This window comes from Bradyrhizobium sp. USDA 4451, assembly GCF_054822585.1.
The window spans coordinates 3,363,109-3,382,493 of the sequence record NZ_JBTRCH010000001.1; the positions used below are offsets into that span (position 1 = coordinate 3,363,109).

The 19,385-nt window shown below is 65.7% G+C and carries 16 protein-coding genes; 8 read left to right on the forward strand and 8 right to left on the reverse strand.

What is annotated here, in order from left to right; genetic code table 11:
- Nucleotides 1–28: 28 nt before the first annotated feature.
- The 7 genes from ACVMB0_RS15630 (at nucleotide 29) to ACVMB0_RS15660 (ending at nucleotide 8,321) form a co-directional block, all read left to right on the forward strand.
- Nucleotides 29–979, forward strand: a complete 951-nt coding sequence (locus ACVMB0_RS15630) for an ABC transporter permease (RefSeq protein ID WP_461346833.1) — start codon at nucleotides 29–31, stop codon at nucleotides 977–979.
- Nucleotides 976–1,872, forward strand: coding sequence for an ABC transporter permease (locus tag ACVMB0_RS15635; protein ID WP_461346834.1), 897 nt, complete (start codon nucleotides 976–978; stop codon nucleotides 1,870–1,872). Before ACVMB0_RS15630 ends, ACVMB0_RS15635 begins: the two co-directional genes overlap by 4 nt.
- A gap of 2 nt (nucleotides 1,873–1,874) precedes the next feature.
- Nucleotides 1,875–2,873, forward strand: a complete 999-nt coding sequence (locus ACVMB0_RS15640; protein ID WP_461346835.1) for an ABC transporter ATP-binding protein — start codon at nucleotides 1,875–1,877, stop codon at nucleotides 2,871–2,873.
- A complete protein-coding gene (locus ACVMB0_RS15645) occupies nucleotides 2,870–3,892 on the forward strand; it encodes an ABC transporter ATP-binding protein (protein ID WP_461346836.1) in 1,023 nt (340 codons plus the stop codon). Before ACVMB0_RS15640 ends, ACVMB0_RS15645 begins: the two co-directional genes overlap by 4 nt.
- Before the next feature lie 56 nt (nucleotides 3,893–3,948).
- Nucleotides 3,949–5,439, forward strand: a complete 1,491-nt coding sequence (locus ACVMB0_RS15650; RefSeq protein ID WP_461346837.1) for an ABC transporter substrate-binding protein — start codon at nucleotides 3,949–3,951, stop codon at nucleotides 5,437–5,439.
- A 418-nt stretch (nucleotides 5,440–5,857) separates the two neighbouring features.
- A complete protein-coding gene (locus tag ACVMB0_RS15655; protein WP_456749997.1) occupies nucleotides 5,858–7,567 on the forward strand; it encodes a pyrroloquinoline quinone-dependent dehydrogenase in 1,710 nt (569 codons plus the stop codon).
- 184 nt (nucleotides 7,568–7,751) lie between these two features.
- Nucleotides 7,752–8,321, forward strand: a complete 570-nt coding sequence (locus tag ACVMB0_RS15660; protein ID WP_461346838.1) for a c-type cytochrome — start codon at nucleotides 7,752–7,754, stop codon at nucleotides 8,319–8,321.
- Between the two features lie 198 nt (nucleotides 8,322–8,519).
- Here ACVMB0_RS15660 and ACVMB0_RS15665 read toward each other — a convergent pair whose 3' ends face one another.
- Both ACVMB0_RS15665 and bla read right to left on the reverse strand, forming a co-directional pair.
- Entirely contained in the window at nucleotides 8,520–9,434 is a 915-nt protein-coding gene (locus ACVMB0_RS15665; RefSeq protein ID WP_461346839.1) for an ankyrin repeat domain-containing protein, read from the reverse strand.
- 117 nt (nucleotides 9,435–9,551) lie between these two features.
- Complete coding sequence (gene bla / locus ACVMB0_RS15670) at nucleotides 9,552–10,487, reverse strand: class A beta-lactamase (protein ID WP_461346840.1); 936 nt, start codon at nucleotides 10,485–10,487, stop codon at nucleotides 9,552–9,554.
- A 100-nt stretch (nucleotides 10,488–10,587) separates the two neighbouring features.
- On the opposite strand from bla, the gene ACVMB0_RS15675 reads away from it, so the two are divergent.
- Nucleotides 10,588–11,562, forward strand: a complete 975-nt coding sequence (locus ACVMB0_RS15675) for a LysR substrate-binding domain-containing protein (RefSeq protein WP_461346841.1) — start codon at nucleotides 10,588–10,590, stop codon at nucleotides 11,560–11,562.
- Between the two features lie 190 nt (nucleotides 11,563–11,752).
- Here the strand turns inward: ACVMB0_RS15675 and ACVMB0_RS15680 are convergent, their stop codons facing one another.
- The 6 genes from ACVMB0_RS15680 to ACVMB0_RS15705 all read right to left on the reverse strand — a co-directional run bounded on the left by ACVMB0_RS15680 (nucleotide 11,753) and on the right by ACVMB0_RS15705 (nucleotide 19,371).
- A complete protein-coding gene (locus tag ACVMB0_RS15680; protein WP_456749992.1) occupies nucleotides 11,753–12,721 on the reverse strand; it encodes an ABC transporter ATP-binding protein in 969 nt (322 codons plus the stop codon).
- On the reverse strand, nucleotides 12,718–13,698 hold the full coding sequence (locus tag ACVMB0_RS15685) for an ABC transporter ATP-binding protein (RefSeq protein WP_461349659.1): 981 nt from the start codon (nucleotides 13,696–13,698) through the stop codon (nucleotides 12,718–12,720). Before ACVMB0_RS15685 ends, ACVMB0_RS15680 begins: the two co-directional genes overlap by 4 nt.
- Complete coding sequence (locus ACVMB0_RS15690) at nucleotides 13,695–14,612, reverse strand: ABC transporter permease (protein WP_456730724.1); 918 nt, start codon at nucleotides 14,610–14,612, stop codon at nucleotides 13,695–13,697. Before ACVMB0_RS15690 ends, ACVMB0_RS15685 begins: the two co-directional genes overlap by 4 nt.
- Complete coding sequence (locus ACVMB0_RS15695; protein WP_456749991.1) at nucleotides 14,578–15,534, reverse strand: ABC transporter permease; 957 nt, start codon at nucleotides 15,532–15,534, stop codon at nucleotides 14,578–14,580. Before ACVMB0_RS15695 ends, ACVMB0_RS15690 begins: the two co-directional genes overlap by 35 nt.
- Before the next feature lie 237 nt (nucleotides 15,535–15,771).
- Nucleotides 15,772–17,562: a peptide ABC transporter substrate-binding protein gene (locus tag ACVMB0_RS15700; RefSeq protein WP_461346842.1), complete on the reverse strand. Its 1,791-nt coding sequence runs from the start codon at nucleotides 17,560–17,562 to the stop codon at nucleotides 15,772–15,774.
- Nucleotides 17,563–17,952: 390 nt separating this feature from the next.
- Nucleotides 17,953–19,371: a M20 family metallopeptidase gene (locus ACVMB0_RS15705; protein ID WP_456749989.1), complete on the reverse strand. Its 1,419-nt coding sequence runs from the start codon at nucleotides 19,369–19,371 to the stop codon at nucleotides 17,953–17,955.
- Between the last annotated feature and the right edge of the window lie 14 nt (nucleotides 19,372–19,385).

Genomic DNA, 19,385 nt, shown 5'->3' on the forward strand with positions numbered 1-19,385 from the left:
CGCTTCGTTCCTTACTCCTCGGGCGCGCATGAGCGTATTCTTCCTGCGGCGGATCCTGACCCTGGTGGCGACGCTGTTCGCGGCCTCGCTGATCATTTTCCTGGTGCTCGACGCGCTGCCCGGCAATGCCGCCCAGATGCTGATGGGTGCCGACGCCTCGCCGGATGCGGTGCGCGCGCTCACCGTCAAGCTCGGGCTCGACCAGCCGTTGACGGTTCGCTATCTGCTCTGGCTCAAGGGCATGGCAATCGGTGACCTCGGCAACAGCTATGTCTACGGTACGCCGGTCGCCGGCCTGATCGCGGAGCGGCTGGTGCTGACGATCCCGCTCGCGATCATGTCGATGCTGATTACGGTGGTGCTGGCGCTTGCCGCGGGCATCTACACCGCCGCCAACCACAACAAGCTTGGCGATGTCGGCGTGATGTCGCTCACCCAGATCGGCATCGCGCTGCCGAACTTCTGGTTCGCGATCCTCCTGATCCTGCTGTTCTCGGTGAAGCTGCAATTGCTGTCGGCCGGGGGCTTCGCCGGCTGGGATGACGGCATCTGGCCGGGGATCCGCTCGCTGCTGCTGCCGGCGATCTCGCTTGCCGTGGTGCAGGCCGCGATCCTTGCCCGCGTCACGCGCTCGGCGGTCCTTGAGGTGCTGCGCGAAGACTTCGTGCGTACCGCACGCGCCAAAGGGCTCGGCAAGCGCGAGGTGCTGTGGCGCCACGTGCTGCGCAACGCCATGATCCCGGTGATGACGGTGATGGGCCTGCAATTCGCCAACCTGTTGGCCGGCACCATCGTGATCGAGAACGTGTTCTACCTGCCGGGTCTTGGCCGGTTGATCTTCCAATCGATCGCCAACCGCGACTTGATCGTGGTGCGCAACTGCGTGATGCTGCTGGCGGCGATGGTCGTGATCGTCAATTTCGTGGTCGATGTGCTCTACGCCTTCATCGATCCGCGCATCAAGGTGTCCAACCTGTGAGCGCGCCGCTGACCGCATCCGCCGGCACGCCGGCCATCGTGCCGGGCGCGAGGCCCGCGACCGGGTTCTGGCGCCGCGCGCTGCGCCATCGCAGCTTCGTGCTCGGCGCGGTGCTCAGCCTGCTGGTGCTCGGTGCGGCGATGTTGTCGCTGGTCTGGACGCCGTGGTCGGCTTACGACATCGATGTCGCCTCGAAACTGCATCCGCCGTCGGCGGCGCACTGGCTCGGCACCGATGCACTCGGCCGCGATATCGTCTCGCTGCTTTTGGTCGGCGCGCGCTCCACCATCCTGGTCGGCGTCATCGCCGTTGGCATCGGCCTCACCTTCGGTGTCTGCCTCGGCCTGATCGCAGCAGCCCGCAAGGGCTGGACCGAGGAGCTCATCATGCGGCTGAGCGACTTCACCTTCGCGTTTCCCGCGGTGCTGTCGGCGATCATGCTGGCCGCCGTCGCCGGTCCCGGCATGCTGACGTCGATCACTGCGATCGGCATCTTCCAGATCCCGACCTTCGTCCGCGTTACCCGCGGCTCGGCCAATGCGATCTGGGCCCGCGAATTCGTGCTGGCAGCGCGCGCCGCGGGCAAGGGCTCGTTCCGGATCACCGTCGAGCACGTGCTGCCGAACATCCTGTCGATCCTGATCGTGCAGGCGACGATCCAGTTCGCGCTCGCGATCCTCGCCGAGGCCGCTCTGTCCTATCTCGGGCTCGGCACCCAGCCGCCGCAGCCTTCCTGGGGCCGCATGCTCAACGATGCGCAGACGCTGCTGTTCCAGTCGCCGATGCTCGCGGTCTATCCCGGTGCTGCGATCGCGATCGCGGTGCTCGGGCTCAATCTGCTCGGCGATGGCTTGCGCGATCTGCTCGATCCGCGCCTGGCGCGGGAGCGTTGAGCATGAGCGAGGCCCCGCTGATCGAGGTGAAGGATTTGGGCGTTCGGCTCAACACCAGCCGCGGCCCGGCGCAGGCGGTACGCGGCGTCAGCTTTGCGCTGCGCCGCGGCGAGACACTGGGGCTGGTCGGCGAATCCGGCTGCGGCAAGTCGGTCACCGCGCTGGCCCTGATGGGGCTGCTGCCGGACAGCGCCGTGATCAGCGGCAGCATCCGGCTCGACGGCACCGAGCTCGTCGGATTGCCGGACAGAGCCTATTGCAAGCTGCGCGGCAACCGCATCAGCATGATCTTCCAGGAACCGATGACCGCGCTCAATCCGATGCACACGATCGGGCATCAGGTCGCCGAGCCCTTGCTGCGCCACACCGGCGTCTCGGCCGCGCAAGCGCGGCAAGAGGCGATCGCCTTGCTCGATCGCGTCGGGTTGCCTGATGCAGCCAAGCGTATCGATGCCTATCCGCACCAGTTTTCCGGCGGCCAGCGCCAACGCATCACGATCGCGATGGCGCTGGCCTGCCAGCCCGACGTGCTGATCGCGGACGAACCGACCACCGCCCTCGACGTCACGATCCAGGGCCAGATCCTCGATCTGATCGCCGGCCTGGTCGAAGAGCGCGGCATGGCGATGATCCTGATCTCGCACGATCTCGGCGTGATCGCCGAGAATGTCGCGCGCATGATGGTGATGTATGGCGGCACCGTCGTCGAAAGCGGCGAGACCAACACCGTATTCACGCGGATGGGCCATCCCTATACGCAGGGCTTGTTCCGCGCCCGCCCACGGCTCGGCGCGCGCAAGGGGACGCGGCTCAAGACCATCGCCGGCACGGTGCCGGAGCTTGCCGATCTGCCGGCTGGATGCACCTTCGCCGATCGCTGCGCGATCGTGGAGCGCCGTTGCCGCGCGGCTCTGCCGGCCGTGGTCGATGTCGGCGCCAGCCATGGCGTGCGCTGCATCCGGACCGATATCTCGATGGCTGCCGGAGGCGTCGGCGCATGACGGCAGCAACCGCATCCGCAGTGCCTCTGCTCGAGGTCACTGATCTCGCGCAACGCTACACGCTGCCGCGTGAAAGCCTGTTCAAGCCCGCAGCACAGGTGCACGCGCTCAACGGCGTCACGGCGCGGGTCATGCCGGGCAAGAGCCTCGGCGTGGTCGGCGAATCCGGCTCGGGCAAATCGACCTTTGCGCGGCTGGTGATGGCGCTGGAGCGGCCGTCGTCGGGGCAGGTCGTCATGCTGGGCAGCGACCTCAACCAGCTGCCGCCCGATGAGCTGCGCCGCGCCCGCCGCGATTTCCAGATGGTGTTCCAGGATCCCTATGGCTCGCTCGATCCGCGACAGACCATTGCGCGGATCGTCGCCGAGCCGCTGACGGCGCTCGGGCGCATCGATCGCGCCGGCCTGCGCGAGCGCGTCGCCATTGTGCTGCGCCAGGTCGGGCTGCGCGATGCCGACATGGACAAGTTCCCGCACGAGTTCTCCGGCGGCCAGCGCCAGCGCATCGCGATTGCGCGCGCGCTGATCACGCAGCCGAAGCTGATCGTCGCCGACGAGCCGGTCTCGGCACTCGACGTCTCCGTGCAGGCGCAGGTGCTCAACCTGATGCAGGACCTGCAGGACGAGTTCGGCCTGAGCTACATCCTGATCAGCCACGACCTCGCGGTGGTCGATCTGCTCTGCGACGAGATCGCGGTGATGTATCTCGGGCGGATCGTCGAGCAGGCGCGGCCTGCCGATCTGTTCGCGCACGCTGCCCATCCCTATACGCGCGCGCTGCTCGATGCGGTCCCGCGAGCGCGCCCCGGTGGCGGCAGGCGCCGCCGCGGCGCGCAGGCGATTGGCTCGCAGGCGTCGGCCGCGACCGGCTGCCCCTATGCGCCGCGCTGCCCCCTGGCCGATCGGCATTGTCGCGAAACCGCGCCTGCGCTACGCACCATGCGGGATGGCCATCTCGCGGCCTGCCATCACGCCGAAGCCGTGATGGCGCTGCCGCCAGTGGTCGCGGAAGCCGGTTAGTGTTTTGTATCGGGCTGGCCTAGATTGAGCAAAGAACACGTCCGGGGAGCAGAGCAATGTTGAGGAAATTGTGCGTCATCGCGGCAGTTGCCGCGCTCGCCGCAGCGCCGCTGCCGAGCTTCGCGCAAGGCAAGAAGGACAGCGTCGTGATGGGCATGACGCTGGAGCCGCCGGGGCTCGATCCGACCAACGCGGCGGCCGCGGCCATCGCCGAGGTCACGCTCTACAACGTCTACGAGACGCTGACCAAGATCAACGAAGATGGCTCGGTGTCGCCGCTGCTCGCCGAGAGCTGGCAGGCCTCGCCTGATCTCAAGACCTACACGTTCAAGCTGCGCAAGGGCGTCAAATTCCACAATGGCGAGCCATTCGATTCCGCGGCGGTGAAGTTCTCCTACGAGCGCGCCGCGGCGCCGGCCTCGACCAACAAGGACCGCAGCCTGTATCAGGCGTTCGCGTCGGTGACGGCGCCCGATGCGGACACCATCGTCATTGCACTCAAATATTCCGAGCCGAACCTGCCGTTCCTGCTCGGCCAGGCGTCGGGCTCGATCGTCGAACCGAAGAGCGCGCCGACCGATGTGACGCAGCCGGTCGGCACCGGGCCCTATACGCTCGGCAGCTGGACCAAGGGCTCGTCGATCACGCTGGTGAAATGGCCTGATTATCGCAACGCCGCCGCGATCAAGCTTGCCAAGGTGACGATTCGTTTCATCGGCGATCCCGCAGCTCAGGTTGCGGCGCTGCTGTCGGGCGATGTCGATGCGTTTCCCAGGGTCGGCGCGGCGCGCAGCCTGGCGCAGTTCAAGGCCGATCCGCGCTTCAGCGTCCTGATCGGCGGCTCCAAGGCCAAGACCATCGTCGGCATCAACGAGCGCAAGAAACCGCTCGACGATGTGCGGGTTCGCCGCGCCATCCTGGCCGCGATCGACCGCAAGGCGATGATCGACGGCGCGGTCGACGGTTTCGGCACGCCGATCGGCAGCTTCTACACCCCGGGCTCGCTCGGCTATGTCGATACCACCGGCATCAATCCCTACGATCCGGAGCTCGCCAAGAAGCTGCTGACGGAGGCCGGCGTCAAGACGCCACTCGAGCTCAGCCTGAGGCTGCCGCCGCCGGCCTACGCCCGGCAGGGCGGCGAGATCCTCGCCGCGCAACTCGCCAAGGTCGGCATCATTGCCAGGATCGAGAACGTGGAATGGGCGCAGTGGCTGTCGCAGGTCTTCACCGGCCCGCACAACTACGACCTCACTATCGTCTCGCATGTCGAGCCGTTCGATCTCGTGAAGCTGACCGAACCGGACTACTATCTCGGCTACAAGTCCGAGGCATTCAACGCGCTGTACCAGCAGATCATGGCGACGCCCGACGAGGCTGGCCGCGCAAAACTGCTCGGCGACGCACAGCGCATGCTGGCGACCGACGCGGTGGCCGGCTTCCTGTTCCAGCCGCAATGGATCACGATCGCCAGCAAGAAGCTGAAGGGCGTGTGGAAGGACGTCCCGCAATTCGAGAACGACTTTTCGGCCTGGTCCTGGGAGTAGACGGTCGCCGGCGGAGGCCGATGGCCTCTGCCGGCGCTGCTCCACGCGCGATGTCGTCGCTTGACGCTTAGTCTCATTTTGCTTGCTGCGCCTGCGAAGGCGAATGTCGCCCGCGATGCGTGAAAGCTGCGGAAGCGCCCGATATCGCTTGGATTGATGCCAGCCCGCGTTTGCCGCATTCGGCCGCGCGACCGCCTCCAGTTGCGGCTTCGCATTCAGCGCATCGGTTGTCTTTGTGAAAGACGGCGCTAACATGGAACCCATCCATCGATACCTGTCGTTGTTCTTTTTTTGATCATCTATTGCAGCGCAACCAAGCCACGCGACGGTTGCGCGCTCGCTACGGCGGCCAGGCCTCGAGGGGGAAGTAGCAAACACCCATCCCTGACATCGCAACCAAGAAATAACGGGGGAAGACATGTATGTGAAAGGGCTTGCGGCATTTGCCGCCGCGGTCGGCGTGGGCCTGTTGTCGGGCGCCGCCATCGCACAGGAAGTCAAGCAGGAGAAGCAGTCGGTCCTCGGTAACGCCAATGTATCGCCGGTGACCCAGGAGCAGCTCAACGCCGCCGACAAGAACAGCAAGGACTTTCTGCTCACCAACGGCAATTACGCCCAGACCCGGTTTTATCCAGGCAAGCAGATCAGCCGCGACAATGTGAAGAACCTGCACGTCGCCTGGATCTTCCAGACCGACGTCAAGGAGTCGCTCGAGACATCGCCGATCGTCGTCGACGGCGTGATGTATGTCACGACCTCGTTCAGCCATGTCTATGCGCTCGACGCCAAGACCGGCCAGCAGCTCTGGCACTACGCCCACAAGATGGGCCCGATCACCGTCTATTGCTGCGGTCCGAACAATCGCGGCGTTCAGGTGCTCGGCGACCGGGTCTATCTGGCGACGCTGGATTCCAAGCTGCTGGCACTGAATGCCAAGACCGGCGAGGTGGTGTGGACCACCAACATCGCCGATCCCGAGCTCGGCTACAGCGAGACGATGGCGCCGACCGTGGTCAAGGACAAGGTGCTGATCGGCACCAATGGCGGCGAATACGGCATCCGCGGCTTCGTACGTGCCTATGACGCCAAGACCGGCAAGCAGCTGTGGAATTTCAACACCATTCCGGAGAATTCGGTCGGCGTCTGGGCGACCAAGGACGCCACCGGCCGCGACATGCATCGCAATATCCAGGCCGAGAAGGACATGCTCGCCAAGATCGGCGATCCCTATGCCAAGCTCGGCGGCGGCGTGTGGCAGAACCCGTCGATCGATCTCGCGACCAACCGGATCTACTTCGTGGTCGGCAATCCGTCGCCCGACCTCGACGGTTCGAACCGGCCCGGCGACAATCTCTACACCAACTCGTTGGTCTCGCTCGATCTCGACACCGGCAAGTATGTCTGCCACTTCCAGTACATCGCCCATGACGTCTGGGATCTCGACGCGGTCAGCCCGACGGTGCTGGTCGACGTCAAGGACAAGGGCGGCAAGACGATCCCCGGCGTCATCCATGCCGGCAAGACCGGGCACATCTATGTGCACGATCGCAAGGACTGCAGCCTGATCCGCTTCTCCGAGGCGATGGTCCCGCAGGAGAACATGTGGGTGCTGCCGACCAAGGAAGGCGCGCGCATGCTGCCCGGCGCCAATGGCGGCGTCGAATGGTCGCCGATCGCGACCGATCCGGGACAGGAGCTGGCCTACGCCATCAACCTGCACCAGCCGATGACCTACCACGTCGAAAGCTCGGCCTATCCGAACGGCAAGCTGTGGCTGGGGGGCGCCTTCAAGGTGATCCCGAGCGAGAAGCAGTCCGGCAACATCACCGCGGTGAACTACAACAACGGCAAGATCAAGTGGCAGGTCAATACGCCCGAGCCGATGATCGGCGGCATCCTCGCCACCGCCGGCGGCCTGGTGTTCACCGGCGAAGGCAACGGCAAGTTCGCGGCGTATAATTCGTCGAACGGCAAGGAATTGTGGAGCTTCCGCGCCGGCGCCGGCGTCAACGCGCCGCCGTCGAGCTACATGATCGGCGGCAAGCAATATGTCGTGGTCGGCGCGGGCGGCAATACCCAGCTCGACTACAAACGCGGCAACAACATCATCGCCTTCACGCTCGACTGAGCGAGAGACAAACAAAGGTGGGGAAGCGGGACCGGTATGGTCCCGCTTCTGTTTCTTCGGATGAGCGATCAGGCCGCGTCATTGCGAGCGCAGCGAAGCAATCCATCGTGCCGCATATGTGGAAGGATGGATTGCTTCGTCGCTGTCGCTCCTCGCAATGACGATTGCGCTTCAGGATGAGTGGATGTCTTGTAAATTATTGATCTGCGCTACCGCGCTGCTGCTGTTGCTCACGGCCGAGGCGTGCGCCGAGACGATCGAGGACAAGGTTGCGGTCTGCGCCGGCTGTCACGGTGCGGACGGCAAGCCGGTCGACAAGACCATTCCGACGATCTGGGGGCAGCAGGCCGGCTATCTCTACATCCAGCTCCGCGATTTCAAGCGCGGCGATCGCAAGAGCGACATCATGCAGCCGATCGCGACGCAGTTCGAGCGCGACGACATGCTGGCGATCGCCGAATATTTTTCGCAGAAGCCGTGGCCCGACCTCGGCCAGCCGCGCGCGCCGAAGGACGTCGCGGCGAAGGCGATGACGGCCAGCGCGTCGGTCGGCTGCCCGGCCTGCCATCTCGATCGCTTTCAGGGTGACGGCACGGTGCCGCGGCTCGCCGGGATGGGACGCGACTACCTCGCCAAGACCATCGCCGATTTCCGCAGCCGCGCGCGCGGCAACAATCCCGGCATGTCCGATCTGATGCTGGCGACGTCGCCCGACGACCTCGCCGCGCTGGTGGAGTATCTGGCGGGGCTGTGAGCGGCGTGCCTAACGTCGCCCCGCGTGCGGGGAGAGGTCGGATCGCATCGTGAGATGCGATCCCGGTGAGGGGGAGAGTCTCCGCAAACGCATCTCCTGCTGAGTGCGCGGTGACAGCCCCTCACCCCAGCGCTCTCCCCGTAAGAACGGGGCGAGGGAGCGCAGCACCGCCGCTGTTCAAACCGGTTCTATTGTTTCTCACCGCGGCGTCAGCTCTTCGCGCAGCGCCGACAGGATGGTGAGGTCGGCGGCATGCTTGCCGGTCTTGTCGGCCAGCGAAGCATCGGCGCCATGGGCCAGCAGGGTCTTTGCGATCGCCGGATGATTGCCTTCCGCGGCGATCATCAGCGCGGTGCGGCCGCGCGCGTCGCGATCGTCGATGCTGGCGCCGGCGTCCAGCAGATACGACACAACCTCGAGCGCCTGCGCTTCCGGTACGGCCTCGTCCGGCCCGGCGGCCCACATCAACAGCGTCAGATCGTTGGCGTAGCGCGTGTTGACGTCGATCTCGCGCGCGAGCAGCTGCTTGACGATGCCGAGCTGGCCGGCGGCGGCGGCATACACGATAGGCGGCTTGCCGGTGTCGTCAGCCTTGCGGCCGTCGGCGCCGTGCGCCAGCAGCAGGCGCACCACCATGTCCCGGCCGGCATACGCGGCGGCCGCAATGGGGGAGGCACCGCTGCGCCCGGTGAGGTTGACGTCGGCGCCGCGGTCGATCAGCCGCTGCACGATCGCGACATGGCCGCGCTCGGCGGCAAGATACAGCGCGGCCGATCCCGCGAGGTTGCGGGCATCGACCGGCGCGCCGCGCGCCAGCAGCAGATCGACCATGTCGAGATGGCCGGAGCGGGCGGCGTGACTCAGCGGCTTGGCGCCGAGCCGGTCCCGCGCGTCGACCGAGGCGCCGTGGTCGAGCAGATCGGTGGCGAGGTTGACGCAGTCGGCATTGGCGGCCGCGAACAAGGTCAGCGAGATCTCGATTGCGCTGAGCTGGGCCTTGTCGGTCTCATACTTGCGGATCAGCTCGCGGCACCGCGCCGGGTCGGGCGCGGCAAAGCTGCCGTGGACGTGGCCTGCGACAAGCAGCGCGGCGAGGGCGATGCGACGAACCAAGATAAGTCCTCCGGATGGCCTGCCGAGCGCATCGCCATTCGGATCGAGCGTCGCATGATCCTTGGTTGCTGCCAAGCCGCGCAGCGGTATCACGCTGCGCGGCATTGTCGTCCTGCGCTAGCCGCTCTGCCCGGTGCTGGCATTGGCAACCGCGCGCGCGACGTTGGCGATCACCTCGTTGCACGTCTCCATCGGCGCGCTGGCCCCGGTCAAGTAGACCGTCACAATGATCGGCTTGCGGCCGGGCGGCCAGAACACGCCGATATCGTTATAGGTGCCGCGCTCGCCGGTGCCGGTCTTGTCGCCGACCCGCCAGCCGCGCGGCACGCCGGCGCGCAGCCGCGTGTCGCCGGTCTTGTTGGCGACCATCCAGTCCACGAGCCGCTCACGCGAGGCTGCCTGCAACACATCGCCGAGCACCACGCGTTGCAGATCCTTCAGCATCGCGGCCGGGCTCGTGGTGTCGCGCGGATCGCCGGGCACGGCTTCGTTCAACGCGACTTCCCAGCGGTCCAGCCGGCTGACATTGTCGCCGATGGTGCGGAAGAAGCTGGTGAAGCCGGCCGGCCCGCCGATCTCGCGCAGCAGCAAATTGGCGGCGGTATTGTCGCTGAGCGTGATGGCGGCCTCGCAGAGTTCGGACAGCGTCATGCTCGATCCGACGTGTTGTTTGGCCACGGGCGCGTAGGCCAAGATATCCTTGGCTTCGACCTGAACGCGCTGGTCGAGGCTGGATTCGCCACGGTCGACCCGGTGCAGCACGGCGGCCGAGGCCAGCGCCTTGAAGGTGCTGCACATCGGGAACCGTTCGTCGCCGCGCTGGCTTACGCGCAACCCCGTCTCCGTGTCGAGCACAGCGATGCCGAGCCGGCCGGTGGTCGCCAGCTCGATGCGCGCAAATTCCTGCTGCAGCCCTCGCGCCGCCCCGCTTGCTCCCGCCGCGGCGCTCTGTCCGGCCGCGGCGCTCTGTTCTGCCGCAGCGCTTGGCCGCGGCAGGGTGCACGATGCCGCAAGGCCCAGCGCGCGCCATCCAAATGTCCGTCTCGTCAGCATGTCTATACTCCCGTTGGCGGCGCGAACCTGCCGAACCGCGTGACGGCCGACAAACAATCATTTATACAACGAGGCATGAGAAAAACTTGGTCATGATGCCGTGCGCCGGCATCTCCCGCTGAACGCGTTGCGCGCCTTCGAGGCCTCCGCGCGGCTGCTCAGCTTCACTCGCGCGGGGATGGAGCTGCGCGTGACGCAGACCGCGATCAGCCATCAGGTCAAGCAGCTCGAGGATACGCTCGGCGCAAGCCTGTTTCGCCGGCTGCCGCGCGGATTGGTGCTGACCGACGAGGGGCTGGCGCTGCTGCCGGTGCTGACCGACGCGCTCGATCGGATCGGCGCTGCCATCGACCGCATCGAGGCCAAGGGTACGCGCGAGGTCGTCACCGTCGGCTGCGTCACGACGTTCGCGACCGGATGGCTGCTGCAACGGGTCGATCGCTTCAAGCGCGCGTATCCCTATATCGACCTGCGCCTGCTCACCAACAACAACCGCGTCGACATCGCGGGCGACGGGCTCGATCTCGCGCTGCGGTTCGGCGACGGCTCCTGGCACGGCACCGAGGCGATCCATCTGCTGTCGGCGCCGCTGTCGCCGGTGTGCTGCCCCGATGTCGCGGGCCGGCTGCGCAAGCCCTCCGATCTCGCGCAGGAATTCCTGCTGCGCTCCTACCGCGCCGAGGAATGGCCGTTGTGGTTTGCGGTCGCCGGCGCGCCGTGTCCGAAGATCCAGGGTCCGATCTTCGACAGTTCGGTGGCGATGGCCGAGGCCGCCGCACGCGGCGTCGGCGTTGGATTGGTGCCGATCGCGATGTTCAACAACGAACTCGTGTCCGGCCGGCTGATGCGGCCGTTCGCGGCCGAGGTCCCGGCGGGCTCGTACTGGTTGACCTGGCTGAAGTCGCGCGAGGTGACGCCGGGCATGCGTGCGTTTCGCGACTGGCTGCTCGAGACGTTGCGGGCGGAGGCGAGTGAGGGGAGGGAGGTAGGAGGTGAACTTCCTTCACGACCGAAGGCAAACACCAAGGCCAAACCGAAGGCTAAGACGAAGGCCGCGAAGAAGCGGAGGCGTTAGCCTTCCGAGTAATGCTCTCTAACACCGTCATCCTGAGGAGCCGCGAAGCGGCGTCTCGAAGGATGCACGGCCCGGCTGGTGGCCGTCGACCCTTCGAGACGCGCTGCGCGCTCCTCAGGGTGACGGTGAGGAAGTGGAATGCACGGCAAATCGATGCAGTGCTCGCCGTTGTCCTGCAGTGCGATCCATCCTACGCCAGATGGCACGCCACAAAATGCCCGTTGCTGCCTTCGCGCAACTCCGGCGCGGATTGGCGGCAGCGCTCTTCGGCGATCGGGCAGCGGGTGTGGAAGTGGCAGCCCTTGGGTGGATTCATCGGGCTCGGCACGTCGCCCTTCAGGCGGATGCGGTCGCGCTTCGCCTTGGGGTCGGCCACCGGCACCGCCGAGAGCAGCGCCTTGGTGTAGGGATGCTGCGGGTTGCGGTAGAGATCGCTGGCCTTGGCGAGCTCGACGATGCGGCCGAGATACATCACCGCGACGCGGTCGGAGATGTGCTCGACGACCGAGAGATCGTGAGCGACGAACAGATAGGTGAGGTTCAACTCCGCCTGCAGGTCTTCCAGCAGATTGATCACCTGGGCCTGGATCGAGACGTCGAGCGCCGAGACCGGCTCGTCGCACACGATCAGCTTCGGCTCCAGCGTCAGTGCGCGGGCGATCGCGATGCGCTGGCGCTGGCCGCCGGAGAATTCGTGCGGGTAGCGCCGCATGTGCTCGGCCTTCAGCCCGACCTTGACGAGCAGGCTTGCGACGCGGTCTTCGCGCTCGCTGGCCGAACTCACGAGATTATGGATGATGAAGGGCTCGCCGAGGATCGCGCCGACCGTCATGCGCGGGTTGAGCGAGGCGAACGGGTCCTGGAACACCAGCTGCATGTTGCGCCGCATGGCGCGCAAATCGCCGCCGCCGAGACCCGTCACGCTCTGGCCGTCGAATACGACATCGCCGGAGGTCGGCTCGATCAGCCGCAGCACGCAGCGGCCGGTGGTCGACTTGCCGCAGCCGGATTCGCCGACCAGCCCCAGCGTCTCGCCGCGGTTGACCGAGAACGACACGCCGTCGACCGCATAGACCTGGCCGACCTCGCGCGACAGCAGGCCGCCAAGCACCGGAAAGTGCTTCTTCAGATTGGACACGCGCAGCAGCGGTTCGCTCATGACGCGTCTCCGAGGTGGCAGGCGATGCGATGGCCGGGCGCAATCTCGCGCAGTCGCGGCTCCCGTTCGGTGCAGATGCTCATGGCGTGCTTGCAGCGGGGCGCAAACCGGCAGCCGGGCGGCGGGTTGATCAGGATCGGCACCGAGCCGCCGATCGCCTCCAGCCTCGTCTTGTGCTCGGCATCGAGATCGATGCGCGGGATCGAGCGGATCAGGCCCCGGGTGTAAGGATGGCCGGGATTGCCGAACAGCTCGTCGACCGGCGCCTCTTCCACCACCTTGCCGGCATACATCACGACGACACGCTGCGCGGTCTCGGCGACCACGCCCATCGCGTGCGTGATCAGCATCACCGCCATGCCGAAGCGTTCCTTCATGTCCTGCAAGAGGTCGAGGATCTGCGCCTGGATGGTGACGTCGAGCGCGGTGGTCGGCTCGTCCGCGATCACGAGCTTGGGCCGGCAGGCCAGCGCCATCGCGATCATCACGCGCTGGCGCATGCCGCCGGAGAACTGGTGCGGATAATGATGCACGCGGCCCGCAGCATTGGGGATCTGCACCAGCTTCAGCATCTCGATGGTGCGTTCCAGCGCCTGCTTCTTGGTCACCGCCTCGTGGCGGCGCAGGCTCTCGGAGATCTGCTCGCCGATCGTGAGCACCGGGTTGAGCGAGGTCATCGGCTCCTGGAAGATGAAGCCGATCTCCTTGGCCCTGATGTCGTCGAGATCGTGGCTGGTCAGCGGCACCAGGTCGCGGCCTTCGAAGATGATCTCGCCTGCGACGATCCTGCCCGGCGGCATCGCGATCAGCTTCAGGATCGACATCGCGGTCACGGTCTTGCCGCAGCCGGATTCGCCGACCACGCACAGCGTCTCGCCGCGGTTGATGCTGATGTCGACGCCGTCGACCGCCTGGAGGATGCCGTCGTCGGTCGAGAAATGGGTCTTCAGGCCCTTGATGTCGAGCAGCGCCATCAGATCACCTTGCGCGCGTCGAGCGCGTCGCGCAGCCCGTCGCCGATGAAGTTGATGGCGACCACCGCGATGAAGATCGCGCCACCGGGAAACAGCGCCCAATGCGGGCCGATGTCGAGGAAGTCCTTGGCGTCATAGAGGATGCGGCCCCAGGTCGGCGTATCGGGCGGGAAGCCGAGGCCGAGGAACGAGAGCGTCGATTCGGCGATGATCGCGGCGGCGACGTCGATCGTGCCGGCGATGATCACGGGGCCCAGCGCGTTGGGCAGGATGTGGCGCACGACCTGGCGCACCGGGCTTGCGCCGAGCGCGCGGGCCGCCTCGACGAACTCCTTCTCGCGCAGCGACAGGAACTGGGCGCGCACCAGGCGGGCGACCGGCATCCAGCGCAGGCCGCCGATCACCAGCACGATCAGGATGAAGATGCCGCCCTCGGGGCCGAACACCGCCTTCAGCCCGTCGCGGAACAGATAGATCAGCATCAAGAGCAGCGGCAGCTGCGGCAGCGACAGGAACAGGTCGGTCAGCCACATCAGCGCATAACCGAGCGCGCCGCGCGACATGCCCGCGAGCGCGCCGATCAGCGTGCCGACGAACACCGAGACCAGCATCGCGGCAAGGCCGACCGCAAGCGAGATGCGGCCGCCATAGATCATGCGGGCGAGTAGGTCCTGGCCGAGATCGTCGGTGCCGAACGGATGCGCCAGCGACGGTCCCTGCATGCCGGCCAGCACGTCGATGTCGCTGATCGAGACGCGCCAGACGAACGGCCCGATCACGACGGCCGCGATCAGCAGCAACAGCAGCACGGCGCTGACCACTGCCGGCTTGTGCCGGCGGTAGCGCCGCCAGGTTTCGCGCAGGGGCGAATAGCCGCGCCGCTCAGCGGAAGGAGATGCGAGGGTCAAGCCAGCCATAGAGGACATCTGCGATCAGGTTGAACAGCACCACGAGACACGCGAACACGAAGGTCACGGCCATCACGACCGGCGTATCGTTGGCGAGGATGGAGGAGATCAAGAGCGAGCCGATGCCGGGAATCCGGAAGATCTGCTCGGTGACGATGGCGCCGCCGAACACGGCGGGCACTTGGAGCGCAACGAGCGTGACCACCGGGATCATCGCATTGCGCATCACATGCTTGACGATCACCTTGGCCTGCCCGAGCCCCTTGGCGCGGGCGGTGGTGACATAGTCGAGCCGGATCACGTCGAGCATCGCCGAGCGCACGAACCGCGTCATCGACGCCGCCTGGAACAGGCCGAGCACCATCACCGGCATGATGGCCTGCCGGATCATCTCGAGCGCCCATTTGATGCCGCTGCCCGGCACCTCGGTGTAGACGAACGGCAGCCAGTCGAGCTTCACCGAGAATACCAGGATGAACAGGATGCCGGTGAAGAAGGTCGGTAGCGAGAAGCCGATGAAGGCGAAGGTGTTGGCAAGCTGGTCGAAGATCGAATAGGGCCGGGTGGCGGCATAGACGCCGACCGGGATCGCGATCAGCAGCGCCAGCAGCTGCGACGAGCCGACGACGTAAAGCGTGGTCGGCAGCCGCTGCAGGATCAACGTGTCGACATCGACCCGGCTGACAAAGGAGAAGCCCCAGTCGCCCTGCGCCATCGCCGCGAGCCAGTGCAGATAGCGGAGATAGATCGGATCATCGAGGCCGAACTTGGCGCGCAGCGCCGCCTGCACCTCGGGCGGCACGTTCGGATTGGTCGCGAGCTCGCTGAACGGATCGCCCGGCGCGAGCGCCAGCACGACGAACAGAACGAGCGAGATGCCGAGCAGGCTCGGGATCGCGATCATCAGGCGGCGCAGGATATATTGACTCATCTGGAGGTCATTTGACTAACGCTCGCACAGAGCATGATGATTATGCTTCCCATCGAGTGGCGAGCCTCACCTCGCCCCGCGTGCGGGGAGAGGTCGGAATTCAAGCGCAACTTGAATTCCGGGTGAGGGGGACTCTCCACGAACTCATCTCTCACGGTATTTGCGGTTAAAGCCCTCGCCCCAACCCTCCCCGCAAGGACGAGGAGAGGGAGGAGCAAAGCTCAAGCCTCTCGCGGCTCAGGTTTCACGATACCAGTCTTGCAGATTATCGGTTTGGTTGGCCCAACCGGAGAGTGCGGGCCGCACCGTGTTGGAGCAGGCCTCCACCGCGAGGCGATGCATCACAGGGATCACCACCGTGTCCTGCCACATCAGATCGTTGCACTTGATGTAGAGGTCGGCGCGCTTGATCGGGTCGATCTCGGTATCGGCGGCGTCGATCGCGGCGTCGAAATCCTTGTTGACCCAGCGCGGGAAGTTCTGGCCCTGCCACTTATTCTCCTTGGTGGCGACGTTGCGCGAATGGTAGCGGCGCATGTGCAGGGCCGGGTCGGGTTGCGTCATCGGGATCTGGAACATCTCGATGTCGGCGTAGAACTTGGAATAGGTGTCGGGGTTGGCGACGTCGGAGGAGAAGAACACCGAGGCCACCACCGATTTCAGCTCGACGTCGATGCCGGCCTTCTGACAGGCCTGCTTGACGATCGCCTGGGTCTTCTGGCGCGGTCCGTTGATCGAGGTCTGGTACAGGAGCTTCAGCTTCTTGCCGTCCTTCTCGCGGATGCCGTCGGAGCCTGCCTTCCAGCCCGCCTGTTCGAGCAGCGCGCTCGCCTTCTCGACCGAGAATTCCCATTTGGTGTTCTTGGAGACGAACTCCTCTGGGCCGTTGAGATAGTTGGCGGTGGTGCGGCCGGCACGGCCGTAGATCGCCTTCTTGACGGACTCGCGGTCGACCAGCAGCGCCAGCGCCTTGCGCACCGCCGGATCCGACAGGATCGGATGCTTGGTCTTCATCGACGAGCGTTCGCCGTCGATTTCGGTGTTCGGGTCGGTGAAATTGATGGCGATGAATTCGATGTCGCCGCCGACGGCGTAGAGCGTCTTGCCCTTGCCGCCCTTTTCCAGCCGCAGCAGCACCTCGTCCTCGACCTGGATGTTCCAGGCGAAATCATATTCGCCGGTCTGGATCACGGCGCGCGCCGCCGACACGGCGTCGCCGCCGCCCTTCATCTCGATCGTGTCGAAATAGGGCCGGTTCGGCATGTGATAGTCTTGATTGATTTCGCCGCGGATCAGGTCACCCGGCTTGAACTCGACGAACTTGTAGGGGCTGGTGCCGACCGGCTTGAGGTTGTTGGGCGCCTCGCGCGACTTGCTGCCCTTGTAATCGGCGAACAGATGCTTCGGGATGATGCAGCCATAGGCGCCGACGAACGCGTTGGCCCAGAACGGCGTCGGCTCCTTGAACTTGATGCGGACCGTGAGGTCGTCGACCTTCTCCACGGTCATGCCGGAATAGGTGCCGCTCGAGACGGCTGCGGTTGCCGGATCACTGGCATATTCCCAGTTGAACACGACGTCGTCGGCGGTGAACGGTTTGCCGTCATGCCATTTGACGCCGGGCTTGAGTTTCCAGACCACCGTCTTGGCGTCGGCGGAGAGCCCGCCGTTCTGGATCGAAGGGATTTCCGCGGCGAGGATCGGATTGAGATGGCCATCGACGTCCCAGCTGGCGAGCGGCTCGTAGAACAGCCGCGAACCGTCCTGGTCCTTGGTTCCGGTTGCGAAATGCGGATTGAGCAGGGTCGGGCCCTGCCACCACAGCAGCTTCAGCGGGCCGCCGCCGCCGCGCTTGGTCGGCTTGTAGGGATTGGGGCTCTGCGCCATCGCGACGCCGCCGATCGCCAGAATCTGGTTTGCCATCGGCGCGGTGAGGCCGACCGCAATCATTCGCTTGACGAAAGCGCGGCGATCCATCCGCCCGTCCTTCACGTCGTCGATCATGCCTCGCAGATTGTTGTCGAACATAGTCCCCTCGGTCCGGCTCACGTGTGATTGCGGCGGGCCGTGGAACCGGCCGCCGTGCTGGCGGGAGATGGCACACCGAATGACCGCGAAGGTCAACGCCTCCCGGGGGCCAACGCCTAGGTCTTTTGGCTATCGCTTGTGCAGAAGTTGTCCCGGTCGCACAGGAGTTCGGCATTTCGGCGCCAAACCGCGGCATACGTCCCTCGCAGCTGCGGAAAATTTGTTCGTTATCCTTTGTTCTGAGATGCTTTTTTGCCACGCAACCGCGTTTTCACGCGAAGGGACTGCCCCCTTCGCGTGATGCAAACGCCTCAAAAATCCAGAGCCTCGTTCCGATCTGATCGGAACGAGGCTGCCGCCGGATTTCGCGTCGACGAGGAGACGCCGCCCTCAGGCCACCGACATATCCAACGGCGGTGCAACATTCGCCGGCAGCGGGCTGACATAGGGCGTTCGTGCGGTCCGCTTCTTGAGGTCGGCCTTGGCGGCCGCGATCAGCTCCGGCTCCAGCAGCGCCTTGACGCCGAGACCGGCCATCGCCTTGGCGGCCTGCACCATCGCCTTGTGCGCGGCAGGGGTCTTGCCCTGCGCCACAACCTGCCAGGTGTGGAACGGCGTACCGATTGCAACCGTCGGTGCGTGAACCTGCACCGTCGGCACCACCCAGCTGACGTCGCCGACATCGGTCGAGCCGATCAGCGGATTGCGCTTGGCATCCATCGGCACCAGGAAATCGGCCAGCGGCCGGTCGGTCGGCTCCATGCCGATCGCGTAATATACCGAGGCGATGTCCTTGTCGGTCAGGGTCGCGCGGATCTTGCCGGCGAAGTCCTTGTCGGCATCGTCGAAATGCGGCGGTCCGAGTTCTTCCATGATCCGGTGCAGCGTCGCTTCCAGCGGCGTGTTGGGCAGGATGTTGGAGACCGCGGAGATGATCTTCATCTCGACCTTGGTCTCGGTCATCAGCGCTGCGCCCTGCGCGATCTTGTGCACGCGCTCGACCAGTTCGTTCATGCCGGGCAGGTCACGGGCGCGGATCGAGTAGCGGACGCGGGCATGGGCCTGCACCACGTTCGGGGCGATGCCGCCGGTGTCGAGCAGCGCGTAATGCACCCGCGCATCGCTCGGCATGTGCTCGCGCATGTAGTTGACGCCGACATTCATCAATTCCACCGCATCGAGCGCGCTGCGGCCGAGATGCGGCGAGGCCGCGGCATGCGAAGTCCGCCCGGTGAAGATGAAATCGGCGCGGGTGTTGGCGAGCGACGGCGTCACCGCCACCTCCCAGAAGCTGTGCGGGTGCCAGGTGATGGCGATGTCGGCATCCTCGAACGCACCACAGCGCACCATAAAGGCCTTGGCCGCGCCGCCTTCCTCGGCGGGACAGCCATAGTAACGCACCCGGCCCGGCACCTTGTTGGCGGCGAGCCAGTCCTTCACCGCGGTGGCGGCGAGCAGCGCCGAGGAGCCGAGCAGATTATGGCCGCAGCCATGGCCGTGGCCGCCGCTCTCGACCGGGCGGTGCTCGGCGATGCCGGCCTCCTGGCTGAGGCCGGGCAGGGCATCGTATTCGCCGAGGAACGCGATCACCGGGCCGCCTTCGCCCCATTCGCCCATCACTGCGGTCGGAATGTCGGCGACGTTCTCGGTTATGCGGAAGCCCTGATGGCGCAGTTCGGCCAGATGTTCGGCGGATGAGCGCGCCTCGGTGTAGCAAACCTCGGGCATCGCCCAGACGCGGTCGCTCAATTCGATGAAACGCGGCTTGATCGCGTCGACGCCGCGCCAAACATCACTACGGTTGTCCATTTGCTCCGATCCTC